This window comes from Halomonas sp. TA22, assembly GCF_013009075.1.
Lineage (GTDB): Bacteria > Pseudomonadota > Gammaproteobacteria > Pseudomonadales > Halomonadaceae > TA22.
On the sequence record NZ_CP053108.1, the window covers coordinates 3,300,279 to 3,321,452 of the forward strand.

The 21,174-nt window shown below is 58.6% G+C and carries 19 protein-coding genes; 5 read left to right on the top strand and 14 right to left on the bottom strand.

Features of this window, described 5'->3' with window-relative positions; genetic code table 11:
• Window positions 1-25: 25 nt before the first annotated feature.
• From HJD22_RS15655 to HJD22_RS15665, 3 genes are all read right to left on the bottom strand, one after another.
• Complete coding sequence (locus HJD22_RS15655) at window positions 26-1,438, bottom strand: PhoH family protein (protein ID WP_208654593.1); 1,413 nt, start codon at window positions 1,436-1,438, stop codon at window positions 26-28.
• A gap of 202 nt (window positions 1,439-1,640) precedes the next feature.
• Window positions 1,641-2,666: a patatin-like phospholipase family protein gene (locus tag HJD22_RS15660; RefSeq protein WP_208654594.1), complete on the bottom strand. Its 1,026-nt coding sequence runs from the start codon at window positions 2,664-2,666 to the stop codon at window positions 1,641-1,643.
• A gap of 132 nt (window positions 2,667-2,798) precedes the next feature.
• Window positions 2,799-4,202 (bottom strand): PLP-dependent aminotransferase family protein, encoded by a 1,404-nt coding sequence (locus tag HJD22_RS15665; RefSeq protein ID WP_208654595.1) that lies wholly within the window; start codon window positions 4,200-4,202, stop codon window positions 2,799-2,801.
• A gap of 212 nt (window positions 4,203-4,414) precedes the next feature.
• Here HJD22_RS15665 and HJD22_RS15670 point away from each other — a divergent pair, with 212 nt between their 5' ends.
• On the top strand, window positions 4,415-5,563 hold the full coding sequence (locus tag HJD22_RS15670; protein ID WP_208654596.1) for an MFS transporter: 1,149 nt from the start codon (window positions 4,415-4,417) through the stop codon (window positions 5,561-5,563).
• 23 nt (window positions 5,564-5,586) lie between these two features.
• Here HJD22_RS15670 and HJD22_RS17945 read toward each other — a convergent pair whose 3' ends face one another.
• Entirely contained in the window at window positions 5,587-5,910 is a 324-nt protein-coding gene (locus HJD22_RS17945; RefSeq protein WP_248730288.1) for a YqaA family protein, read from the bottom strand.
• Window positions 5,911-6,501: 591 nt separating this feature from the next.
• Here HJD22_RS17945 and HJD22_RS15680 point away from each other — a divergent pair.
• The 3 genes from HJD22_RS15680 to HJD22_RS15690 all read left to right on the top strand — a co-directional run bounded on the left by HJD22_RS15680 (window position 6,502) and on the right by HJD22_RS15690 (window position 9,881).
• The gene (locus HJD22_RS15680; protein ID WP_208654597.1) at window positions 6,502-8,055 is read left to right on the top strand and encodes an alpha/beta fold hydrolase; all 1,554 of its coding nucleotides are present in this window, start codon (window positions 6,502-6,504) and stop codon (window positions 8,053-8,055) included.
• Between the two features lie 446 nt (window positions 8,056-8,501).
• Window positions 8,502-9,281 carry an aminoglycoside adenylyltransferase family protein gene (locus HJD22_RS15685; protein WP_208654598.1) on the top strand — a complete coding sequence of 260 codons (780 nt, stop codon included), beginning with the start codon at window positions 8,502-8,504 and terminating at the stop codon, window positions 9,279-9,281.
• 327 nt (window positions 9,282-9,608) lie between these two features.
• Window positions 9,609-9,881, top strand: a complete 273-nt coding sequence (locus HJD22_RS15690; protein ID WP_208654599.1) for a hypothetical protein — start codon at window positions 9,609-9,611, stop codon at window positions 9,879-9,881.
• A 95-nt stretch (window positions 9,882-9,976) separates the two neighbouring features.
• Here the strand turns inward: HJD22_RS15690 and HJD22_RS15695 are convergent, their stop codons facing one another.
• Both HJD22_RS15695 and HJD22_RS15700 read right to left on the bottom strand, forming a co-directional pair.
• Entirely contained in the window at window positions 9,977-10,879 is a 903-nt protein-coding gene (locus HJD22_RS15695; protein WP_208654600.1) for a PHB depolymerase family esterase, read from the bottom strand.
• Window positions 10,880-11,647: 768 nt separating this feature from the next.
• Complete coding sequence (locus tag HJD22_RS15700) at window positions 11,648-11,890, bottom strand: site-specific integrase (protein ID WP_208654601.1); 243 nt, start codon at window positions 11,888-11,890, stop codon at window positions 11,648-11,650.
• Between the two features lie 235 nt (window positions 11,891-12,125).
• On the opposite strand from HJD22_RS15700, the gene HJD22_RS15705 reads away from it, so the two are divergent.
• On the top strand, window positions 12,126-13,691 hold the full coding sequence (locus tag HJD22_RS15705) for a hypothetical protein (RefSeq protein ID WP_208654602.1): 1,566 nt from the start codon (window positions 12,126-12,128) through the stop codon (window positions 13,689-13,691).
• 508 nt (window positions 13,692-14,199) lie between these two features.
• Here HJD22_RS15705 and msrQ read toward each other — a convergent pair.
• The 8 genes from msrQ to lolB form a co-directional block, all read right to left on the bottom strand.
• On the bottom strand, window positions 14,200-14,829 hold the full coding sequence (gene msrQ / locus HJD22_RS15710) for a protein-methionine-sulfoxide reductase heme-binding subunit MsrQ (protein ID WP_208656224.1): 630 nt from the start codon (window positions 14,827-14,829) through the stop codon (window positions 14,200-14,202).
• Window positions 14,826-15,839, bottom strand: coding sequence for a protein-methionine-sulfoxide reductase catalytic subunit MsrP (msrP, locus tag HJD22_RS15715; protein WP_208656223.1), 1,014 nt, complete (start codon window positions 15,837-15,839; stop codon window positions 14,826-14,828). Before msrP ends, msrQ begins: the two co-directional genes overlap by 4 nt.
• 179 nt (window positions 15,840-16,018) lie before the next feature.
• Window positions 16,019-17,110 (bottom strand): redox-regulated ATPase YchF, encoded by a 1,092-nt coding sequence (ychF, locus tag HJD22_RS15720; protein WP_208656222.1) that lies wholly within the window; start codon window positions 17,108-17,110, stop codon window positions 16,019-16,021.
• A gap of 77 nt (window positions 17,111-17,187) precedes the next feature.
• Window positions 17,188-17,778: an aminoacyl-tRNA hydrolase gene (pth, locus tag HJD22_RS15725; protein WP_208656221.1), complete on the bottom strand. Its 591-nt coding sequence runs from the start codon at window positions 17,776-17,778 to the stop codon at window positions 17,188-17,190.
• A 119-nt stretch (window positions 17,779-17,897) separates the two neighbouring features.
• Window positions 17,898-18,539: a 50S ribosomal protein L25/general stress protein Ctc gene (locus HJD22_RS15730; protein WP_208656220.1), complete on the bottom strand. Its 642-nt coding sequence runs from the start codon at window positions 18,537-18,539 to the stop codon at window positions 17,898-17,900.
• A 124-nt stretch (window positions 18,540-18,663) separates the two neighbouring features.
• Complete coding sequence (locus HJD22_RS15735; RefSeq protein ID WP_208656219.1) at window positions 18,664-19,605, bottom strand: ribose-phosphate pyrophosphokinase; 942 nt, start codon at window positions 19,603-19,605, stop codon at window positions 18,664-18,666.
• 79 nt (window positions 19,606-19,684) lie between these two features.
• Window positions 19,685-20,575 carry a 4-(cytidine 5'-diphospho)-2-C-methyl-D-erythritol kinase gene (gene ispE / locus HJD22_RS15740; RefSeq protein ID WP_208656218.1) on the bottom strand — a complete coding sequence of 297 codons (891 nt, stop codon included), beginning with the start codon at window positions 20,573-20,575 and terminating at the stop codon, window positions 19,685-19,687.
• A complete protein-coding gene (lolB, locus tag HJD22_RS15745) occupies window positions 20,568-21,170 on the bottom strand; it encodes a lipoprotein insertase outer membrane protein LolB (protein ID WP_208656217.1) in 603 nt (200 codons plus the stop codon). Before lolB ends, ispE begins: the two co-directional genes overlap by 8 nt.
• Window positions 21,171-21,174 lie beyond the last annotated feature (4 nt).

Genomic DNA, 21,174 nt, shown 5'->3' on the forward strand with positions numbered 1-21,174 from the left:
GCGATCGGGTCGTGGGAAGGTTGTGCTAGAGCAGTTCTTCCGCCGCCAGGGCCAGGCGTGAGCGCTCGACGCTTTTCAGCGTGACATGACCAGCATGCGGCCAGTCGCGGAAGCGCTCGACCACCGCCGCCATGCCGCAGGTGTTGGCGGTGAGGTAGGGGGTGTCGATCTGGCCAACATTACCCAGGCAGACGATCTTGGTATTGCGCCCGGCCCGGCTGACCAGTGCCTTGAGCTGCTTGGGCGTGAAGTTCTGCGCCTCGTCGATGATCAGGAAGGTGTCGCTCAGGGTGCGCCCGCGCATGAAGGTAGGCGAGCGGATCTGCACCCGCGAGCCGATCAGCGAGCGGGTCGCACCGTCGCTCCAGCTCGAGTCGCCGCTCTTCTCGTCGCGCAGCAGGTTGTCCATGTTGTCGTGGAAGGCCCCCATCCAGGGCGACATCTTCTCCTCCTCGGTGCCGGGCAGAAAGCCGATATCCTCGCCCATGGGAATGGGCGCCCGGGTGAATACGATGCGCTCGAATCGTTTGCTGTCCAGGGTCTGCTGAAACGCCGCGGCAAGGGTCATGTAGGTCTTGCCGGTGCCGGCGCTGCCGGCAACGGTGACCAGGTCGATCTCCGGGTCCATGAGCAGGTTGAGGGTGAAGTTCTGGCGGCTGTCGTGGGCATGCACGCCCCACACCCCGGCATGGTGCCGATAGTTGGTCAGCAATTGCAGGCACGCCCGGCGCGGCGAGATTTCGCGCACGATGGCCTCGAAATCGGCGCCGTTGTCGCTGTCCGAGACCAGCATGCCCACGTGCCAGTCATGCGGAAGCTCGCCGCTGAGGTGGTAGAAGGTGTGATGGTCGACCCGCTCGACCCTGACCTCCACCTTGAGTGTTTCCCACAGGCCATGTCCATGTGTGCCGGCATCGGCATAGACCTTGGCCCCCTCGATCATGGCGTCGCTGTCGGCGAACGCCCGGTCGTTCAGATAATCCTCCACCGGCACCTTGAGTGCCGCCGCCTTGACCCGCAGGTTGATGTCCTTGGTGACCAGGATGACCGAGGCGTCGGGGCGCTCGTCGCGCAGCCGGCAGGTTTCGGCGAGCAGCCGGTTGTCGGGGCTGTCCTCCATGTTGTCGATGGGCTTGAGGTCTTGATAGCACAGGAAGCGCAAGCGCCCGGTGGGGCCGATCGAACCCGGAAGGGGAATGCCTTGCTGAATTTCGTCGAAGCTGACCTGGCTGGTAAGGTCGGAGAGAGTGCGGCTTATCTGACGGGCGGTACGTGCGATTTCACGGATGCCATTCTTGTGCTTGTCGAGCTCTTCGAGGACGGTCATGGGGATGACCACGTCGTGCTCCTCGAACTGGTAGAGGGCGGCGGGGTCGTGAATCAGGACATTGGTGTCCAGCACGTAAAGCCGTTTGGCTTTCTTGTCGAGTCGTACCATCGGCGCGGGCACTCCTTGGTTAACGGCATCATCGACACTGGCATGACGAAACGACGTTCGCGACCGGGCCAGTATCGCTTCCATTACGATAAGGCGTGACTCTTTGGGCTCCTCTGACTGGGTGAATGGGGGCGGTGAAGGGTGACGAACTCAGCATGACCCGACTCTTGCCGGGCCGCCAGTAGAATGCTTCAACGCAACGTCACTCCTCCTGCCGGTAGACGGAGTCGACATCCAGCGTCGAGCGCTCGCCCAAGGCATCGAAGTTCTCATCGAGCCAGCGCTGCGAGGCCGCACGGCCCTGGTTGCGCAGATGGCGAAGGAAGGCCCATTCGGCGTTTAACTTGCTCGATACCGAGAGTCCCTCCAGGGCATCATCGGCGCTGATGCGGTGGAGCAGGGTGTCGCGATAGCAGCTGATGTCCATGCCGCTATCGTTGATCAACCCCTTGAGCATGGCCACCATGCGCACCTCCTTGATCAGCGAAGCGTTGAAAGTGATCTCGTTCAAGCGGTTGTAGATCTCGGCCGGCGTGGTGGGAATCTTGTCGCGCACGATGGGATTGATCTGCACGATCACGATATCCCGCGAGCCGCACTCCTCCATGAGCGGGAACAGCGGTGGGTTGCCCATGTAGCCGCCGTCCCAGTAGGCCTCGCCATCGATCTCCACGGCCTGGTACATGAACGGCAGGCAGGCCGAGGCCATCAGTGCATCGACGCTCATCTCCTCGCGGCGAAATACTCGCTGCTTGCCCGAGCGCACATTGGTGGTACCGACGAACAGCTTGAGCGTCTCGCAGCTGCGCACCCGGTCGAAATCGATCTGCTCGACCAGCAGATCGCGCAGCGGATTGAAGTTCATCGGGTTCATCTGATAGGGCGAGACGACCCGCGTCATGGCGTCCATCATCACGTAGCCGGGCGAGTAGTCCAGGCTCCAGTTGCCAAGCAGGATATCCAGGGGGGTGCGCTTGATGGGGCTTGTCATGGCCGCCTTGCTGACGGCCCGCCAGAACCGGTCGAGCGCCTCGCGGGCGCTGCTCTCGCCGCCCGCCGCCATGCCATCGGCCATCACCACCGCATTCATGGCACCGGCACTGGTGCCGCAGATACCTTCGATGCGGACCCTGGGGTCCTCCAGCAGATAATCCAGCACGCCCCAAGTGAAGGCGCCGTGGGAACCGCCACCCTGCAGGGCGAGATCGATCAATTTGGGCTGACTCAAGCGTGCCTCCTTGCCTTGGCTCCCCGCCGCATTGCCAAGGAGCGATTACTCGGTTACAGCCATGGCGTGAGCCGAATGGTGCATTGCAGTAATGTCAGGATAGTGCGGTGACTCCGATAGCGCCATAGGCAGTCAGTCGCTGTCAACGAGGGGAGCGCCGATAAACGCAGTGGCTCTTGGATCCTTCAGGTAGGCGACATTGAGCCGTACCCAAGGGGTGTCCTGACCATCGGCCAAGAACAGTTTGCCCGGCGATAGCGTAATGCCCCTGTGCCGAGCGTGCTCGACGAGCTGGACCGAGGAAGAGATCGCCGGATGCCTGGCCCAGATGAACATGCCGCCAGCAGGTTCGGCGAAGACTTCCCAGCCGGCGCCCTTGAGCTGGGCGAGTGCGTTGGCCATTTGGCCCGACAGCCGGGTCCTGAGCCGTTCGGCAAGCTTGCGATAGCTGCCGTTGCGCAGCATGGTGACGAGTACCTGCTCGGCAAAGTTGGAGGCGGAGATGCTGGTGAGCATCTTCACATCGACCAGGCGCTGCAACAGAGGCGAGCGGGCCGCAATGAAGCCGACCCGCAGCGAAGAGGAGAGCGTCTTGGAGAAGCTGCCCAGGTAGACGACCCGGTTCAGGCCATCCAGCGCCGCCAGACGCGGGGTGGGCGTATGCTGGAGATCGGCGTAGATGTCATCCTCGATGATCTGGAAGTCATGCGCTTCGGCCAGTTGCAGGAGCCGGTGGGCTACGGCGGGCGCGAGCGTGGTGCCCGTGGGGTTCTGAAATACGCTGTTGATGAAGACCAACTTCGGGCGATACCTGGTAAGCAGCGCCTCCATCCTCTCGATGTCAGGACCATTGGCCAGGCGAGGCACGCCGATTACCTGAATGCGTTGCAGATGCAGCAAGCCGAACAGGTTGTAGTAGCCGGGGGACTCGACGAATACCACATCGCCGGGTTCGAGCAACAGCCGTACCAGAAGGTCCAGCGAGTGACTGCCGCCTGCGGTCAGCATGACTTGATTGGCATGCGCCTCGATTCCCAACAAGCGCAGACGCTCCTGCAACAGCTCGCGTAGCTCCAGTGACCCTAGGGGCGTGCTGTAGTCAAAAATGCCCGAGCGGCTCTGTCTTGCCACCTGGCGAATGGCATGGGTCAAGTCCTCCTTCTCGCGCCAATGGTGGGGGAGCCAGCCGCACCCGAGCTTCAGGGTCGTTTCATCCGCCTGGAACAGCTCCCACAAGCCGCTGGTGACCTCTTCCAGCGACCCGGATGCCTTGTTCTTGCTGGCCAGGGCCGATGAAGCGTTATCCGCAACATAGAATCCCGAGCCCGGCCTTGCGCGCACCAGCCCCTGGGCAACCAGTCGTTCGTAGGCTTCGATCACCACGTTACGGCTGATGCCGTGCTCTGTGGCCAGCTGGCGTATCGAAGGCAACCGGCTACCGCCACCCCCGCCATTGCGCCCGATCCACTCCCGTACCCCTTCGACAACTTGCTCCACCAAAGGCGTGTTCGGGTGCTCGTCCCTTTTTACTCGCATGACAAGCTCACTTTCATGACACGTTCAATTTCATGACAAGCCAATTCTGCAGCTCAACCGTGCAAGAAAAACTCGCAACAGTTCATTAGAAACTGTCGTGGATTGTACCTTTCCCTGCCCCGCGGGAGATGCAATTGTTCAGTCACGTCATAAGTCCCCCTTGAAAACCTCGACGCGGTCTGTCGGGTTTTCAATACGTTCAGAGTCTCGCCATGTCCCGAATCAACGCCATCCGCCTTGCCTTCGCGCTATGCACGATCACCACGGCTGTCAATCTACAGGCACCGCTCTACGATGCCCTGGCCGCACGCGACGGCGTCGGGGTGGGCGCCACGAGCGTGGCATTCGCCTGCTACGTGGCCGGCATTGTGCCGGTACTGCTGGGGCTCAATGGCGTTGCCGAGCGGGTGGGGCGCAAGCCGTTGATCATTGCAGCGCTGCTGCTGGCCGTGTGCGCCACGGCACTTACGCTCATCGCACCGGGGCTGGCCACGCTGGGCATCGCACGCTTCATGATGGGTATCGGCACTGCACTGACATCGGCAGCAGCACCCGCCTACATGCTCACTTTCTTTAAAGGAGAGGATAAACGCGTACCGGCTTACTGGGTGACCGCCAGCACGGCATTAGGCTTCGGTCTTGGCGCGGCCGTCACCAGCCTGTTCGTGCTGCATACGCCGAGCCTGACCCCGCCCAGTCTATGGCTCTATCTGGGCGCCGCCATACTGGCGCTGCTGTTGATGCTCACCCTGCAGGATGACTTGCCGCGCAAGGCCAGTACGCCAATGCTGCGCTGGCCCACCTATCCGCCAGGGGCGTTCGGCTATGGGCTTGCCATTCTGCTGGCCTGGGCAACCGTGGGGCTGGTCATCGCAATCCTACCCTCGGCGCTGGCCCGGCATGGCCTGTCGGGCTGGGCCGGCTTCGCGACCTTCGGTATCTGCAGCTGCGGCGTACTGTTCCAGCCCTGGGCACGACAACTGGCGCCACGCCTGGCAACCCAGGTCGGGCTTGTCATTCTGCCGCTGGCCTATGGAGTGATCGCCTGGGGATCGCTGCAGGGCTACCTGCTTGCTGTGCTCCTCGGCACACTGGGCGCCAGCAGCGCTTGCTATGGCTTCGTATACCTGGGCGGGCTGAGCGGCATCCTCGAGGCGTCAGGCGAGCACCCCTCCCGCGCGACAGCGGGGTACTTCCTGATGGCCTATCTCGGCTTCGGCCTGCCTGTCATCGTCACGGGGATATTGGTCGATGCCTTGGGGCATGGCGTGGCGCTGACGCTTTTCGGCCTGACACTGCTCGCCGGGGCCGGCATCACCCTCGGCCTCCTCCACCGTGGTCAGCGCTTGGCCGAAGGGTGAGCCGGTGCGAGAACTTCAACCGGTCAGACCGTTACTTCGTACCACACCCACAGCCCGAACAGCACCAAACCCAGTATGCCAATGGTGCGGGCATGGCGTTTCCACAACCGCAGGGCGGCATCTCCCATCAGGGCCACCAGCACGGCAAGCCCGAAGTAGCGAATGCCGCGCCCCAGCATGGCCGCCAGTAGAAAGAGCGGATAGGGATAGTCGCTCGCCCCGGCCGCCAGCATGGCGATCTGAAAGGGAACCGGCACGATGCCGATGGTCAGCACGGCCATGAACCCCTCCTCCTGAAGCTGGGCGCGAAAGGCCTCGAAGGCCTCCTGACTGCCCGAAGAAGCCAATCAGCTGATCGCCCCACTGCTCCATGACGGAAACGCCCAGTGCATAGCCAAGCGAGGCCGCCGCCAGGTTGCCGGCCAGCGCCACGCCGGCAATCGTGCACTTGCGCTCCGGGTGGCACAGCATCCAGGGAATGAGGATGACCTCGATGGGAATAGGCACCAGCAAGGTCTCGAGCATCGAGGCCCCGAACAGCCACCACAGCGCGTGGCGGGAGTGATTCAATCGATCGAGCCAATCCCTGGCGGAAGTGAGATGAAGGCGTGACATGACCAATCCGCGTCCTTGCGAGTGGAAAGAGCTTGAGCATATACCACCGGGTAGGGCATGAAGCAGCGGATACGTGGCTAAATCGCCGAGGCATGGCTGTATCAAGAGGAGGGGCAATGCGTACAGAAAACAGTCCCGGCTCGCTTCTCTTGCGGCTGAAGCTGAGTGTAAGCAAAAAAACAGCTTTTGTTGAAGGTCCGCTTCTGGCCCGACAGGCGCCTCCATGCTGGCCATAGCCATCCATCCGTTTGACTCCCCCCGGTACGGTTACTAGTTTGAATCGTACCCCGATAACAGCAAGAACAACTCGATGGAGGCATGTCATGAATATCTTCCTCCGGCGGCATGGCCAGTACCGTGGTCGGTTTCTGACAGGCGCCATCCCCCTTGCCTTATTCATTGCACCTTCATTCGCTCATGCACAATCCACGGATACGGAGCCAACTCCGCGCCTGGAGTCCGCGGAGTGTGGTACCGAAGCGCTCACCGCGCTGGGCGCTGATTGCTACACCTTTCACGGACGCGAGAACTGGAACGAAACTGGCGGTAATCGGATCCAGTTGCCGGTGGCTGTGATTGAGCCGGAATCGGGGGAGACGGACGAAGTGCCGGTGTTCTTCTTCCCGGGCGGGCCAGGCTATTCTTCGCTAGACAACCGTGATTACTTGGAACAATTGCGAAAGGATATCGGCAACCGCACGCTGGTGACGATGGATCACCGTGGCTTCATCCATGCCGAACCGGCACTGGAATGCCCCGATTATGCGGCCGTGTCTCCCTACCACAACATCATCCACACCCCGGCGATCACCGCCTCGCTTAAGCCGATGGAACGCCTGGAGACGATTACCAGTGCTGTGGAAGCTTGCTACCAGAAGCTCACCGACGAGGACATCGATGTTGCACAGTACAACCAGTATGCCGTAGCGCGTGATGTCGACGAGATACGCCAACTGCTGGAATACGACGTCATCGACGCCTTTGGCTCCTCGACGGGGAGCGGCACAGTACTCTCCTTCATCCAGTACCACCCGGACAGCATACGCGCCGCGATCCTCGGCTGGCCCTGGTTCAACCATCTGCGCAACCGACCACCCGTCGATGAATTCTATACCGCCAAGCAAACGTTCACCGATACGCTGGCACAGTGTGTCGCCGAAGATGAGGCATGCCGTGAGATGTTGCCCAACTGGTTGCTGGCGATCGATCGGGCGCGCCGCACCCTGGACAGCAGGCCCTATGTGGCGGACGTTGAGGATGCAACCGACAATGCCGACACGCTCTACTTCGATGGGGCCGCCTTCCTCAATACACTCTATCTGATGCTACCCACAGCCTATGCGGAATTGCCGAGTCTCATCGCCGACATCGAGGCGGGAGACTATACGCGCCTCGAGGATTTCTTCTTGATCGGAGACTACGACTCCGAGCCGGCAGCCCCCAATTACGCACTCGGCTACTTCCTCGCTCATGTCTGCAGTGACATGGGCACTAACCGGCCCACTCAGAAAGACTCGATCGCCGCCGTGCAGCGCGAGCCAGCTATTCTGGGCTTCGAGCCTCCCTGGGTATGTGGCTGGTGGGGAGAAGACGGTGACGTGCCCAGTGAACACAATGACCCGCCGGCATCGGATACGCCGGCCCTGGCCATCCATGGCCAGCTGGATCCTTGCTGCGGGACACGCTGGAGTGAGCATGTCCGTGAGACCATGCCCAACCTGCAATTTGTCGAGTATCAGGGGTTGGGTCACAACCCTGTCAACGAGTGTCGCTCGACCATGATCGGTGCCTTTCTCGACGACCCATACGAGCCCGTAGATGATAGTTGCAAGAATGAAGTGGCACTGGAACCCTGGGTGATCGATCCACCACAATAGCGGAGCCCGAGTGGCTTTAGCTGAAGATCAGGCGAGAGGGAGCGAGCCGATGAAGCTGTGTGCAGTACGCCTCGGTAAAGGGCAAGCTACTTCTACTCGGCACATTTAAATGGTGAGAGAACTACTAAGCATTTCAAGCCGCAACGGTGCGTCATCTTGAAGGGATTTTCATCGGCGTGCTACACGCTGGTTGCGGCTACCTTGCAGTGTTCTTTGGACAACAGAACATGCAGGCACCACTGAAGGCAGAGGAAAAGATATTCACGCGACTCCTTGAGTTGAGCACAAAACCATCATCCGCGTTTTCCTCCGCTTCATCGCAAACCTCTGACGACGTGAGCGAGTAATGAAATTCTGCCTAACCAATCATTCCACCGGACCTGCGCGAAAAGCCGCGCAGGTCCGGTGAATTCAGACGTTAGGGCGAGAGGGGACTCCCGGACAATATGGCAAACACAGAGATTCCATATGAAGCAAGGCAGGCACAGTCAGTCGTTGAAAGTGTGCTTGGTGAGTCGATCGTCGGTATTTATCTTTTCGGCTCTGCTGTCGTTGGTGGTTTAAAGCGTGACAGCGACGTAGATGTCTTGGTCGTAGTCACTAACCCGCCTACCTTTTTGCAAAGGAAGGCCCTGGTTGCCCAGTTGATGAGCGTATCCGGAGCGATTGGGAATCCACAAGCCATCAGACCGGTAGAGCTGACGGTGATAACGGTTTCTGATGTTGTTCCCTGGCAATTTCCGCCTCGGGCTGAGTTTGTATACGGTGAGTGGTTACGAGAGCAATTCGAGGCCGGAAGCGTCCCGGCACCAGTCCATGATCCTGATCTTGCAATTGTTCTGAAAAAGGTGATCGATAACAGCCTCCTGTTGTATGGAAAAAATGCTGCTGAGGTTTTCGAGTCGGTGCCAATGGCTGATATCCGAAGGGCAATTCTTGATTCTTTGCCCAATCTCCTGGCGGAGGCAGCAGGTGATGAACGCAATGTGATTTTGACCTTGTCAAGGATGTGGCTGACCGCTGCTACTGGTGAGATTGCTCCAAAAGATGCTGCGGCGGAGTGGGCTGAGAAGCAAGCGCCTCCTAACCACGCGGCGTTATTGAAATACGCTCGTGAAGGCTATCTCGAAAAGATCGAAGACCGATGGGAAGGGAAGAAAAAGGAGGGGTTCGAGGCGCTTGTTTCTTATATGGAAAAATCAATTGAGGCGTGCCTTGATGTTTAGCAGTGAGAAACGCCCTAACAAGTTGCTGCACGCGGAAAAATTACTCGCTGCACTCACAATTTTCCGGTGAGCAAGGCGTTAGCTAGTTGGCAGACAAGGACATGAATAGTGGCAGAAAAGTATACTTTGATCACATCAACGAGAAGACTGACAGCTACTTACTCGAATATCCCCCGCCCGTTGGTTCAGTCCCCTTTGCCTCTCTCGCCGTGACATATATTGCCGACGTCACAAGTGAGAGGGTGGCCACAGACTTGGAAAATCTAACCAAGGAGTGTATCGCTCGCTATCCAGTGCCTGTCTGTCGCTGTGCCTGTGACTATTGCGATGATTGAGTTCTTTAGTCCCGTATGGCTATCGGTAATTGCTCTGGCTTATAGTTTTTGGAAAGCCTATCAGCAGTGGTTGAAATTGACAGGCAGGAAGGAAATATCAGATAGAGAAATCGAAAAGGAAGAGGACTCTCGTTTGAAAGAGCACCACCACTATCACTGCAAGTTGAATCCGGATGGTTTTTTGAAACTGGAAACCGATAACTTCAGTAAAATGGAAGAAGAGCAAATACAGCAGAAATATGACTCAATCTCCACCAGCAATTAATTAGTGCAGGGTGTCGGACAGGTACTCCGTTCGCTCTTGGCCGGGAGCTGATAGTCAAAAGTGCGCCATAAACTCGTCCGCCCAGAGTTCCTCTATTACGTAAGGCCCCAGAAATGCGCTATGTGGCGGGTCGATGAAATGCCAACTTCCAGCATATACTTGCCTTCTTCCCCGAGGCCCTTGTCCCCCCCGGCCATGATCGGCGTGCCGTGGCCCATTCCCTTGATGATGTATTCTTCGATCACCTCCTGCCCGTCCGCGTTGCACCAGACCTGTCGGGGAAAACCGTCGACCTTCTCTACTCGTGTCGGTGGTCCTTCGACCTTGTGGATCTTCTGCCACTGCCGGACGATGGAATCGGCGTTGGAATTGTCGACGGTCGAGTCGCTGTCGCCATGCCAGACCGAGATCGTTGGCCAAGGGCCGTCGAATGTCGAGGCTCCGCGCACAAGCGCGTCGAGCTCGCGATCCGACGGGCCGCCATACCCCTTCATGCGAGCCATCGCCTGCATCAGGGTGTGGGCGCTACGGTAGGGTAGTCCGGCGATGATCGCGCCTCCCGCGAACACCTCCGGATAGGTCGCCAGCATCACAGATGCCATAGCACCACCCGAGGACATCCCCGTGATGAAGACGCGCGATGGGTCGATGGCGTGATCATCAACGACCTGCTTGATCATATGACGAATAGATAGCGGTTCGCCGCCGCCGCGGCGGGTGTCGCCAGACTTGAACCAGTTGAAGCTGCTAAGTGGGTTGTTGGTTTTTCTTTGCTCCGGATACAGAAGCGCTATCCCGCATTCGTCGGCGAGAGCAGACCAGCCTGATCCGCGATTATAGCTCTCCGCCGATTGGATGCTGCCGTGTAGCACGACGACGAGCGGTCCGTTCTTTGGAAAATTCTTCGGGATATAGGTGTCCGCGTGCAACGATCCGGGGTCAGTTCCGAATTTTTTCAAGACGGTCAGACGATCGTGGCTCTCTGAAGAAGTCGGCATATAGCCTCCTTACCTTTAGTAGGGCGCATGATGCTGTCCGCAGCGAAAGTCAGCACAGCGGACTGAAGTGGGCAGTCGGGGCCGTTGGCCTCCTTGCCAGTCTAGTATGGCGGAACTTTTGCGAAGCCGCCGCGCTGCGTGAACGCTGGCGGCTTCCCCTCACGCCAATAAAAGTGCTGCGCGCTACGCCAAGCGCCCCATTCGCGACGAGAGTGCATACCAGAAGAAGCTCGCCATCACCCCAGTACCTGCGCCCGGATAGCAGCGTGCTGGAGTTCGGCTGCGGTACGGGGAGTACGGCGATACTCCCTGCACCCCATGTCAGGGAGATATCGCCGCGATCGAAGCAGCGGTTCGTGGTTAGAAGCCGGTGGTCTAGCAACACCATGCAGCGACGGCGCTGCGTCCGCCTTCAGTTCGTTCCTGTCCTGGCATAAGACGGTCAAATACCGGGCCCGCGCCGCTGCGCTTTCTGTTCACCTTTGCTGAAAACCGGCCCACGTAAGAGACTGCTTACATGGCGTAAGCATTTGCCCTCATCGACACGACCAAGGTCAAAAATGGAGTATCAATGCGAACCTGCATCGTACTTTTCCTCAAGATGCGGTTACGCATGCCGATGGTTCATTTAGTTAGCTGCATGTAATCACATGTCTCTAAGCAGGTTCTCATCCCGATGGAGGCATGTCGGCGGCCTATGACCGCCATGGAGGGGGCTGGTGACCGGCATCCCCTGGCGGTAGCGTGCCCGAATGTCTCGATATTTCCTTACCCCAGCTTCAGCGCCTGGTTCTGCGTGGCAGCTGCCACTTGGCGTTCCACTGCAAGGTGCTCCAGAAAGCTGCGTACCTCGGAGCCTCCCATGCTGGCAGGGTGGCGCACGCCATGGAAGCGAATGAAGTAGCGAATCCAGTAGCAGTAGGTTTTCTCGGTACGTGGGCTGTAGCGCTTCACTCGCATGGTGGCCTTCACCCGGTCCATCAGCTTCGGCGGTCTGATGTGCGTATCCATACGGCAGCTCCCTCATAATATGGATATAAATACAAAGTTATTGGCCGGCAAAACGCGCAACCGCGCGAATTCTGCTTAGGTGGCCGAACTATACTTAGGTGCATGAAAAATCAATGAATTGGAAGAAATGAAGTGCGTCGGATAATATTGTTGAACGCGCAGGGGTGTTCATCCAATATCAGGACGCGCAGTCCAATCACTGTTATGAAGAGATTCCAACTTAAGAGGTTTATATATGGTCTTTGGAAGGCTTTCAGGAAGGAACAAAAAAGACGAATCTATTTTTCTGGGTGCCCCCGAGGCCGAAGCGGAAGCATTGCCAAACTCTAGGATGCCTCTTGAAAAGGTGTACAAGGATTATTCAAACTTAATTGATGGGCTGTCTAACGAACGTTTTATTGTAGTTGGCCGGAAAGGTTCTGGCAAGAGCGCATTTGCAGAGCATATATGCCAAATCTCTCAGGGTGACTCGAATATCCACGCAAAGTTTATTCGGCAAGGAGAGTCAAATTTAGAGAAGATTGTTCAGTTTGGCGTTGAGGCCGGTCACGATATTGAGAAAGAAAACTTATATAAATGGTTGATATTAACTAACATACTTAAGCTATTTTCAGAAAACAAGGCAGTAGAGAATAGCAAAGATTATAATCTTTTGCGACAATTTATATCTAGGAATTCTGGCTACATAGATATCCGGGAGTCAGAAACAAAAGAATTGATAAGGCGACAAGGGTTTTCCGTAGATATAAATTATCTCCGGAGATTCTTTTCCAGCAAGATGAATAAAAGCATTGAAATAAAGCAGGAGCGTGCGCCGTTTTATAAGCTAATTCCTCACCTAAGGGAAGTTGTTTTAAAAGTTTTGAATAGTGATATAGAAAGGGAGAATGGAAATAGCTATGTTTTATTCTTTGATGATCTAGATATAAATTTTGATGCTAAAGATGAAGCGACGATTAATTCTCTTATTTCGTTGCTCAGGGTTTCTAAAGACATAAATAACGAGTTCTTCGCAAAAAATAATTTAGATTCGAAGGTGGTTGTACTGCTTCGAGACGATATGAGCAAGGCGCTTTCCGTGTATAGCTCAGACACAGCAAAGATCTTTTCTTCATATGCGATTCCTATCAAGTGGTATCAAGATGAGTATCATATGGGAGATGACGAAAAGACTCTCAATATTAGGAAGTTTATTAATGATAGAGTTAAATATGCTTTTGAAATTGAGACTCTAAATTTTGACTCGTCTGATCCTTGGCTATCATTGGTTGAAGATCCGTTTAGAGGCAATGAAGAGGCGCCCAAATCTAGCTTTAAATACATTCTTGATCATACATTTTTTCGGCCTCGGGACCTCCTCCTTTTCTTCAAGCCTCTTTCAAGTCATAGCTACAAACTTCCTCTCTCCAAGCGTGACGTTAATCATTTAATAGGTCGTTATTGTGATGAGGTTGTGAATGAACTAAAGAATGAGCTTTCTAGTTTTTATTCATCCGATCAAGTTGCAATGATATTTAACTCTTTTGGTGAAATGAGCAGCTTTTTGAAGAGCCCTAATCAAAGATCTATTCCGTTTAATGATGCGAGCAAGATAATATCTTCTAATTGTAGCGGAGTGAATGCATTATCTCTTTTGGAAGATATGTATTACCGATCTTTGATCGGTGGCATGGGCGACAATGGATTTGTTTATTTCAAGCACAGGGAGCCAAGTACTGATACCTATGAATTTGATAGGAGTCAAGGCGTTATAATGCACAGTGCCTTAAAGATTTACTGCTCGAACCGAGGCTATTCATAACAAATTGCTGCACACGGAAAAATCACTCGCTCCGCTCGCAATTTTCCGGTGAGCACGGCGTTAGGTAAGGCATGAAAATAACTTACAGCTCAGTCAGAGAGCCGCGATGGGCTAACCGCGAAAAGACGGCGATAGACTGCCTGGTGTATTTCGAACACCTGAAGTCTGAAGTGCCTCTCACAGCTTCTGCAACTGACGTTGAGCCGCACGGCCGAGAGATATTCGGCCGTTGTATACAGGGGGAGTTTGGAGAAATTGCTCCACCGATAGCCAGCACTAAGTCCCCCTCAAACTTTGAGGCTCCGCAGCTCCCTGCTGGATGGCATTGTAACCCTCCCCTAAAATAGCGGCATTCGCAATTAGAGTTCTCCGGCTTACACTAGCGCAAGATTCGAACAGGGGACCCCATCATTATGAGTGATGTGCTCTAACCAGCTGAGCTACGTAGCCAACGGGTGCGAATCATACCGATAAGCGCATGAAGCGTCAATGCTCCCAGGCGAGCTGGTCAACGCGAGTGATCCGCCTGCCAAGCCCGACGAAGCTCTGGCAGGCGGCGCGCCAATGGGGGCAGGCGCAGCAGCAACAGCAGGCCACCCGTGGCGGCATACAGACTCCACTGGCCGAGATCGGCGCGAACCACCCAAAGGTAGTGCAGCAGCACCAGGGCGAGGATGACGTAGCTCAATCGGTGCAACGGCTTCCAGCGCTTGCCGAGCTTGCGCATGGCATGGCGGTTCGAGGTGGCACCAAGAAGGGCGAGTCCCAAAAGTGCAAGGGCACCTACTACCATATAGGGGCGCTGGATTAGCTCGCTTCCCAGGCGGTGCCAGTCGAGGCCGAGAATGAAGAGTGCATAGCACAGCAGGTGCAGTGCGGCATAGGCGAGGGACCATAGCCCGAGTTGGCGGCGAATCAGTGTGAAACCCCGCCAACGGGTCAGGCGCGTGAGCGGCGTCAGTGCGAGCGTTGCCAGCAGCAGGCAGAGCCCTCCTTGTCCGGTGTTGAGTAGCAGATAATGACCAGGGTCGGGACCAGCCGCAGACTGGACGACCTGCCACGACCACCAGGCCAGCGGGGCGAGCGCGGCCAAGAATACCGCTATGCGCCACAGGCGCAGTGTGGTGCTGGTGCTCAAAAGTATCTCGCCAGGTCCATGCCGCGATACAGGTCGGCCACTGCATCGCCATAGCCGTTGAATGGCTGTGTATCGATGATGTTGGGATTGAATAGATTGTTGGGCAGGCGCCGCTCGGTGGCCTGGCTCCAACGGGGGTGATCCACGTCGGGGTTGACGTTGGCATAGAAGCCGTACTCTCGCGGTGCGATCCCCATCCACGAGGTGGTGAAGGGCTCCTCGGTCAGAGTGATGCGCACGATCGACTTGATGCTCTTGAAGCCGTATTTCCAAGGCACCACCAGGCGCAGCGGCGCGCCGTTCTGGTTGGGCAGCACGCGACCGTACATTCCCACTGCAAGCAGCGACAGCGGATGCATCGCTTCGTCGAGACGCAGCCCCTCAGTGTAGGGCCATTGAATCAGGCCGAAGCGTGAGCGCTGCGCCGGCATCTGCTCTGGATCGACCAGTGTTTCGAAGCGCACGTAGCGGGCGTTGCCGGTGGGGTCGGCACGCCGTATCACCTCAGCCAGAGGAATACCCATCCAGGGGATCACCATAGACCACCCCTCGACGCAGCGCAGCCGATAGATGCGCTCCTCGAAACGGTGGGGCTGCAGTAGATCCTCGAGGTCGTATTCGCCGGCGTGATGCACCTCGCCATCGAGCATGACGCGCCAGGGCGAGGTGACCAGGCTGCCGGCGCGGCGCGCGGGATCGCGCTTGTCGCTGCCAAACTCATAGAAGTTGTTGTAGTTCGTGGCGTCGCGGAAGGGAGTCAGAGCATCCTGCCTAGGATTCTCGGGAATCACCGCCCCCCACTCGGTACGCTCACGCTTGGCCTCGAACCACTCCGGTCCGGTGGCAGCCTGTATGTCATCGTACTCCTGTGCCAGCACGTGACGCGGCAGACTAGCGGCGAGGCCGATGCCGGCCAGCGTCCCGATGAACTTGCGGCGCGAAAGATAGACCGTTTCCGGGGTCACGTCGGCCTCGGTCAGCGCATGGGGCGGCGCGATCTTGATCAACATGGTGGTATCTCGTGATTGGCTCGGGCGGCGTCGGCACAAGTTCGGCGCCGAGACCGATGCGCGGGAGCGCGCTATTGAGAGTATAGTCATGCAAGTTGCGGCGAAGTTCCCGGCGTGCTGGCACATACACGAAGGCCGCCAATAGGCGGCCTTGAGCGGGGAGAGTGGAGATACGGGTGTCAGACGTTGAAGCGGAAGTGGATGACGTCGCCATCCTTGACCACGTACTCCTTACCCTCCAGGCGCCACTTGCCGGCATCCTTGGCGCCCTGTTCGCCGCCGAGCGAGACATAGTCGTCATAGCCGATCACTTCGGCGCGAATGAAGCCCTTCTGGAAGTCGGTGTGGATCACCCCGGCGGCCTCCGGCGCGGTGGCACCCACCTTGACGGTCCAGGCGCGCACCTCCTTCACTCCTGCGGTGAAGTAGGTCTGCAGGCCGAGCAGGGCGTAGCCGGCGCGAATCACCCGGTCCAGCCCTGGTTCCTCCATGCCCATCTCGTCGAGGAACATGGAGCGCTCCTCGTCGTCGAGCTCGGCGATCTCGGCCTCGATCTGATTGCAGACCGGCACCATCACGGCACCTTCCTCGGCGGCGATCTCGCTGACCACGTCGAGATAGGCGTTGTTCTCGAAGCCATCCTCGTTGACGTTGGCGATATACATCGTCGGTTTGAGGGTCAGGAAGCCGAAGCTCTTGAGCTGGTGCTTATCATCGTTGGAGAGACCGAAGCTGCGCAGCGGCATCCCTTCGGCAAGGTGAGGCTGGATACGCTCGAGGATCGCCTTGGAGGCGATGGCATCCTTGTCGCCGCCCTTGGCGACCCGGGTCAGACGCTGGATGGCGCGCTCGACGGTATCGAGATCGGCCAGCGCAAGCTCCATGTTGATGATCTCGATATCGGCGCGCGGGTCGACCTGGTTGGCGACATGGATCACATTGTCGTTATCGAAGCAGCGCACCACATGTGCGATGGCGTCGGTCTCGCGGATGTTGGCGAGAAACTTGTTGCCCAATCCCTCGCCCTTGGAGGCGCCGGCAACGAGCCCGGCGATATCGACGAACTCCATGGTGGTGGGCAGTACCTTCTGCGGACCCACGATATCGGCCAGGGCGTTCAGGCGCGGGTCGGGCATCGGCACGATCCCGACATTGGGCTCGATGGTGCAGAACGGGAAGTTCTCGGCATCGATACCGGACTTGGTCAGTGCATTGAATAGCGTGGACTTGCCGACGTTGGGTAGGCCGACGATACCGCAATTGAAACCCATGGTGTGATCCTGAAGGCAAAAGTCGAAAATCAATGGCGAGCATTCTACGTCAAAACGGCAGGGGCGACGAGTTGGGGTCAGGCTTCACTCTTGAAGCTGTGCAGCCGATTCATCGCTCGAGCCCAATCGCCGCGGATGGCATCGGGCAGGGTGGCCTGGATCTCGTCGAGGGAGGCATCGATGGCAGCGAGCTCGGCCTTGCCGGGACGTCCCAGCACGTAGTTGACCACCCGCCGAGAATCGCCGGGGTGACCGATGCCGATGCGCAGGCGGTGGAACGACTTGTCGTTGCCAAGCGCACTGATGATGTCGCGCAACCCATTGTGACCGCCATGGCCGCCGCCCTGCTTGTAGCGCGCGGTGCCCGGAGCGATATCCAGCTCGTCATGGGCGACGAGCAGCTCGTCGGGGGCGATCTTGTAGAACTGGCAAAGAGCGGCAACGGCGCCACCGCTGCGGTTCATGAAGGTCTGGGGATTGAGCAGGTGGACCTCCTGCCCGGCCAGCGAGACCTTGGCATAGTGGCCCAGGAACTTGCGCTCGGCACGTAGCGGCGCGTTGCCTTGCCTTGCCAGCGCCTCGACCAGCCAGGCGCCAGCGTTGTGGCGGGTCTGCTCGTAATCGGGCCCGGGGTTGCCAAGGCCGATGATCGCTTTTATCTCACTCATGCCAGGCTCCTATGCCGGTGTGACAAGCCTATCGCAGGCAAAAAAAATCAAGCGCCGAGGCGCTTGATCATTAGCATGAGGGCATTCCATCCATGATGGAATGCCCTTGGCGCTTGCGATTACTCGCTATCGCCGCTTTCCGCCGCTTCGCCGTCACCCGCGTCAGTGTCGTCAGTACGCACTTTGGCCTTGGTGATGCTCAGCACGGCATTGTCGTGATCGGCACCGTGGGTCAGCGCGACCAGGGTCACGCCGGCCGGCAGGCTCAGGTCGGAGAGGTGCAGGGTGATGCCCACTTCGAGGGCGCTGATATCGACTTCCAGATACTCCGGAAGATCCTTCGGCAGGCAGCTGAGCTCGATCTCGGTGGAGAGCACGTGCAGCTCGCCATCCTGATCCTTGATGCCGATGCACTTGTCTTCACCCACGACGTGCAGCGGAACGCTAAGCTTCATCTCATGGCTCGCATCGACGCGCATGAAGTCGGCATGTGTCACCAGCGGCTTGAACGGGTGGCGCTGCAGATCGCGAACGACCACTTGCTCCTTCTTGCCGCCCACGTCCAGCGTGATCAGCGAGGAGAAGAAGGCTTCGTCTTCGATGGCCTTGTAGAACGGGGCCTTGTCGATGGAGATCGACTGCGGTTCGGCGTTACCACCATAAATGATGGCGGGGATCTGAAGGTCCGCACGACGCAGGCGGCGGCTCGCACCTTTCCCCAGGTCGTTACGAACGCTGGCATTGAGAGTGAAATCTGACATAGGTGTGTAACCTCATGGTTAATCAAGGAGATGACACCGCCCGCGACCAAGCGATGTCCGCCCCGAAGCCCCGGACATGGCCGGGGCGCGTATCCGCGCGCTGTGCACTATACCCGGTAGGGACTTAGTGGAACATCGCGCTGACGGATTCTTCATTGCTGACCCGACGGATCGCCTCGGCGATCAGGCCGGCCACCGACAGCTGGCGGATCTTGCCACAGCGGCGTGCGGTCTCGGACAGCGGAATGGTATCGGCGACGACGACCTCGTCGAGCACCGAGCCCATGATGTTGTCGACGGCGGGGCCGGACAGGATCGGGTGGGTTGCGTAGGCCACCACGCGGCGAGCGCCGTGATCCTTGAGTGCCTCGCCGGCCTTGCACAGGGTGCCAGCGGTGTCGATCATGTCATCCACCACCACACAGGTGCGGCCTTCGATCTCGCCGATGATGTGCATCACCTGGGCCTGATTGGCCTGGGGGCGACGCTTGTCGATGATCGCAAGATCGGCATTGAGCTGCTTGGCGATGGCCCGGGCGCGTACCACGCCGCCCACATCGGGGGAGACCACCACCAGATCTTCGTAATTCTGGCGCTCGATATCGTCGAGCAGGATCGGCGATCCGTAGACGTTATCCACCGGCACGTCGAAGAAGCCCTGGATCTGGTCGGCATGCAGATCCATGGTCATGACGCGGTCGACACCGGCCTTGACCATCATGTCGGCGACCACCTTGGCCGAGATCGGCACGCGGGCCGAACGCACGCGGCGATCCTGGCGAGCGTAGCCGAAGTAGGGCACCACGGCCGTGATGCGTGCAGCGGAAGCCCGGCGCAGCGCATCGACCATGAGGATCAGCTCCATCAGGTTGTCATTGGTCGGTGCGCAGGTCGATTGCAGGATGAAGACATCCTTGCCGCGCACGTTCTCATTGATCTCGACTGCGATCTCGCCATCGCTGAACTGGCCGACAGTGGCATGGCCGAGGCGGTTGTCCAGCCCTTCGGCAATCTTGCGAGCGAGTTCGGGATTGGCATTCCCGGCGAAAACCATCAATTTTGACACGCGCAGCCACCTTTGGAGTCTGGGAATATCTGAGCGGGATATCGGCAGCCTGGTACAGCCTGATGGCGGTCGCCCGTGGCTAGCCGCCGCATCCCAGAGCCACATGGAGGGGGGAGATGTTGCAGCCGCGAGCCTTGAACGCCTGCCACTCCTGGGCAAGTTGGCTCAAGATCTCGTCGGCCTGCGCCTCGCTATCCACCTGTGCGAACAGGCAGGCGCCGGTGCCGGTCAGCATGGTCGGCGCAAGGCGCGATAGCCGATCGAGGGCATGGGCGACTCGTGGATAGAGCACGCATACCGTCGCTTCGCAATCGTTGCGCCAGGCCGGCGCGTCCCCCTGCAGTGCGCGCGCCATACTAATGGGGGGGGTGTCGCGTGTCAATTGCGGGGCCTGGAACACCGCGGCGGTGGCGACCTTCATGCCGGGATGGAGGACCACGAACCAGGGGGTGTCGAGAGTGACCGGCGTGAGGCGCTCGCCGACGCCCTCGGCCCAAGCGGCACGACCGCGAACGAAGACCGGCACATCGGCGCCGAGGCGCAGCCCAAGCTCGGCCAGCTGTTGCTCATCCAGGCCGAGCTGCCAGAGCCGGTTGAGAGCGAGTAGGACAGTGGCGGCATTGGAGCTGCCGCCACCCAGGCCGCCGCCCATGGGGAGCCGCTTGTCGAGACGGATGTCAGCACCAAGCGTCGCGCCGGTTTCGTGCTGAAGCAACCGTGCGGCACGCAGCGCCAGATTGTCCTCCATGGCGACTCCCGCAATATCACTGGCCAGGCTCAACTGGCCATCGTCACGCAGGCGGAGATGCAGGGTGTCGCCGATATCGAGAAACTGGAACAGCGTCTGCAGTTCATGATAACCGTCGGTACGCCGGCCAGTGATATGCAGCATTCGGTTGAGCTTGGCCGGGGAGGGCAGGCTGAGCCAGGCGTGATCGGGGCAATCGCGGTGAAGCCCCCGTTCACTCATCGACGGCCTCCGTCTGCCACTCATTGACCACCAGCGTGGCGCGAATCTCATCGTAGGTCATGACCAGACGCCGCGGTAACCATAGGTTGGATGTCTGGGTCCAGTCGAGGTAGTTGATCTCCCAGCCATCCTGATGCAGGGAGACCGGAAAGCCTCCGTTGTCGCGGGCGACTTCGTGCTCGCGACCAGGGGCCGGGAGGCCGCGTATCCAGTAATCGAGAGAGGAGACCGGCAGCGACCAACCGAGCTGGGCTTCCATCAGCGCCTCGGCGTTTTCGGCTTCGAAGCGCCCCTGGTTGCTGGTCATGCTGACGCGCCCCTCGCGCCCCTCGAGCACGCTGCGTCCGGCCCCGAAGGGGCCGCTGATCAACATCCGGAAATGATAGGGGCGTTGGTTCCAGTCGAGATTGGCACTGGTGGACTCCTGCGGCGTGCGCAATCCGACCTTGCCGGCCAGGCGCCACTCATCGAGGGCTTCGATGCGATCGGCCTGGGCATTCCATTGGCCTCGGCCCGTGGTGTCCGGGCCCGGCGAGGGAGTGGCACAACCGGCCAGCAGTAACAGAGTAAACAGGCAGAGTAAGAGTCGTCGCATGGGA

What these genes read in the sequence shown, in the direction of transcription:
- HJD22_RS15705 (WP_208654602.1), top strand. Translation starts at nt 12,126, where the DNA reads ATGGTCTTTGGAAGGCTTTCAGGAAGGAACAAAAAAGACGAATCTATT.
- HJD22_RS15680 (WP_208654597.1), top strand. Translation starts at nt 6,502, where the DNA reads ATGAATATCTTCCTCCGGCGGCATGGCCAGTACCGTGGTCGGTTTCTG.
- HJD22_RS15695 (WP_208654600.1), bottom strand. Translation starts at nt 10,879, where the DNA reads ATGCCGACTTCTTCAGAGAGCCACGATCGTCTGACCGTCTTGAAAAAA.
- HJD22_RS15700 (WP_208654601.1), bottom strand. Translation starts at nt 11,890, where the DNA reads ATGGATACGCACATCAGACCGCCGAAGCTGATGGACCGGGTGAAGGCC.
- HJD22_RS15665 (WP_208654595.1), bottom strand. Translation starts at nt 4,202, where the DNA reads ATGCGAGTAAAAAGGGACGAGCACCCGAACACGCCTTTGGTGGAGCAA.
- HJD22_RS15690 (WP_208654599.1), top strand. Translation starts at nt 9,609, where the DNA reads ATGATTGAGTTCTTTAGTCCCGTATGGCTATCGGTAATTGCTCTGGCT.
- ispE (WP_208656218.1), bottom strand. Translation starts at nt 20,575, where the DNA reads ATGAGTGAACGGGGGCTTCACCGCGATTGCCCCGATCACGCCTGGCTC.
- msrP (WP_208656223.1), bottom strand. Translation starts at nt 15,839, where the DNA reads ATGTTGATCAAGATCGCGCCGCCCCATGCGCTGACCGAGGCCGACGTG.
- lolB (WP_208656217.1), bottom strand. Translation starts at nt 21,170, where the DNA reads ATGCGACGACTCTTACTCTGCCTGTTTACTCTGTTACTGCTGGCCGGT.
- HJD22_RS15685 (WP_208654598.1), top strand. Translation starts at nt 8,502, where the DNA reads ATGGCAAACACAGAGATTCCATATGAAGCAAGGCAGGCACAGTCAGTC.
- ychF (WP_208656222.1), bottom strand. Translation starts at nt 17,110, where the DNA reads ATGGGTTTCAATTGCGGTATCGTCGGCCTACCCAACGTCGGCAAGTCC.
- HJD22_RS15670 (WP_208654596.1), top strand. Translation starts at nt 4,415, where the DNA reads ATGTCCCGAATCAACGCCATCCGCCTTGCCTTCGCGCTATGCACGATC.
- pth (WP_208656221.1), bottom strand. Translation starts at nt 17,778, where the DNA reads ATGAGTGAGATAAAAGCGATCATCGGCCTTGGCAACCCCGGGCCCGAT.
- HJD22_RS15655 (WP_208654593.1), bottom strand. Translation starts at nt 1,438, where the DNA reads ATGGTACGACTCGACAAGAAAGCCAAACGGCTTTACGTGCTGGACACC.
- HJD22_RS15730 (WP_208656220.1), bottom strand. Translation starts at nt 18,539, where the DNA reads ATGTCAGATTTCACTCTCAATGCCAGCGTTCGTAACGACCTGGGGAAA.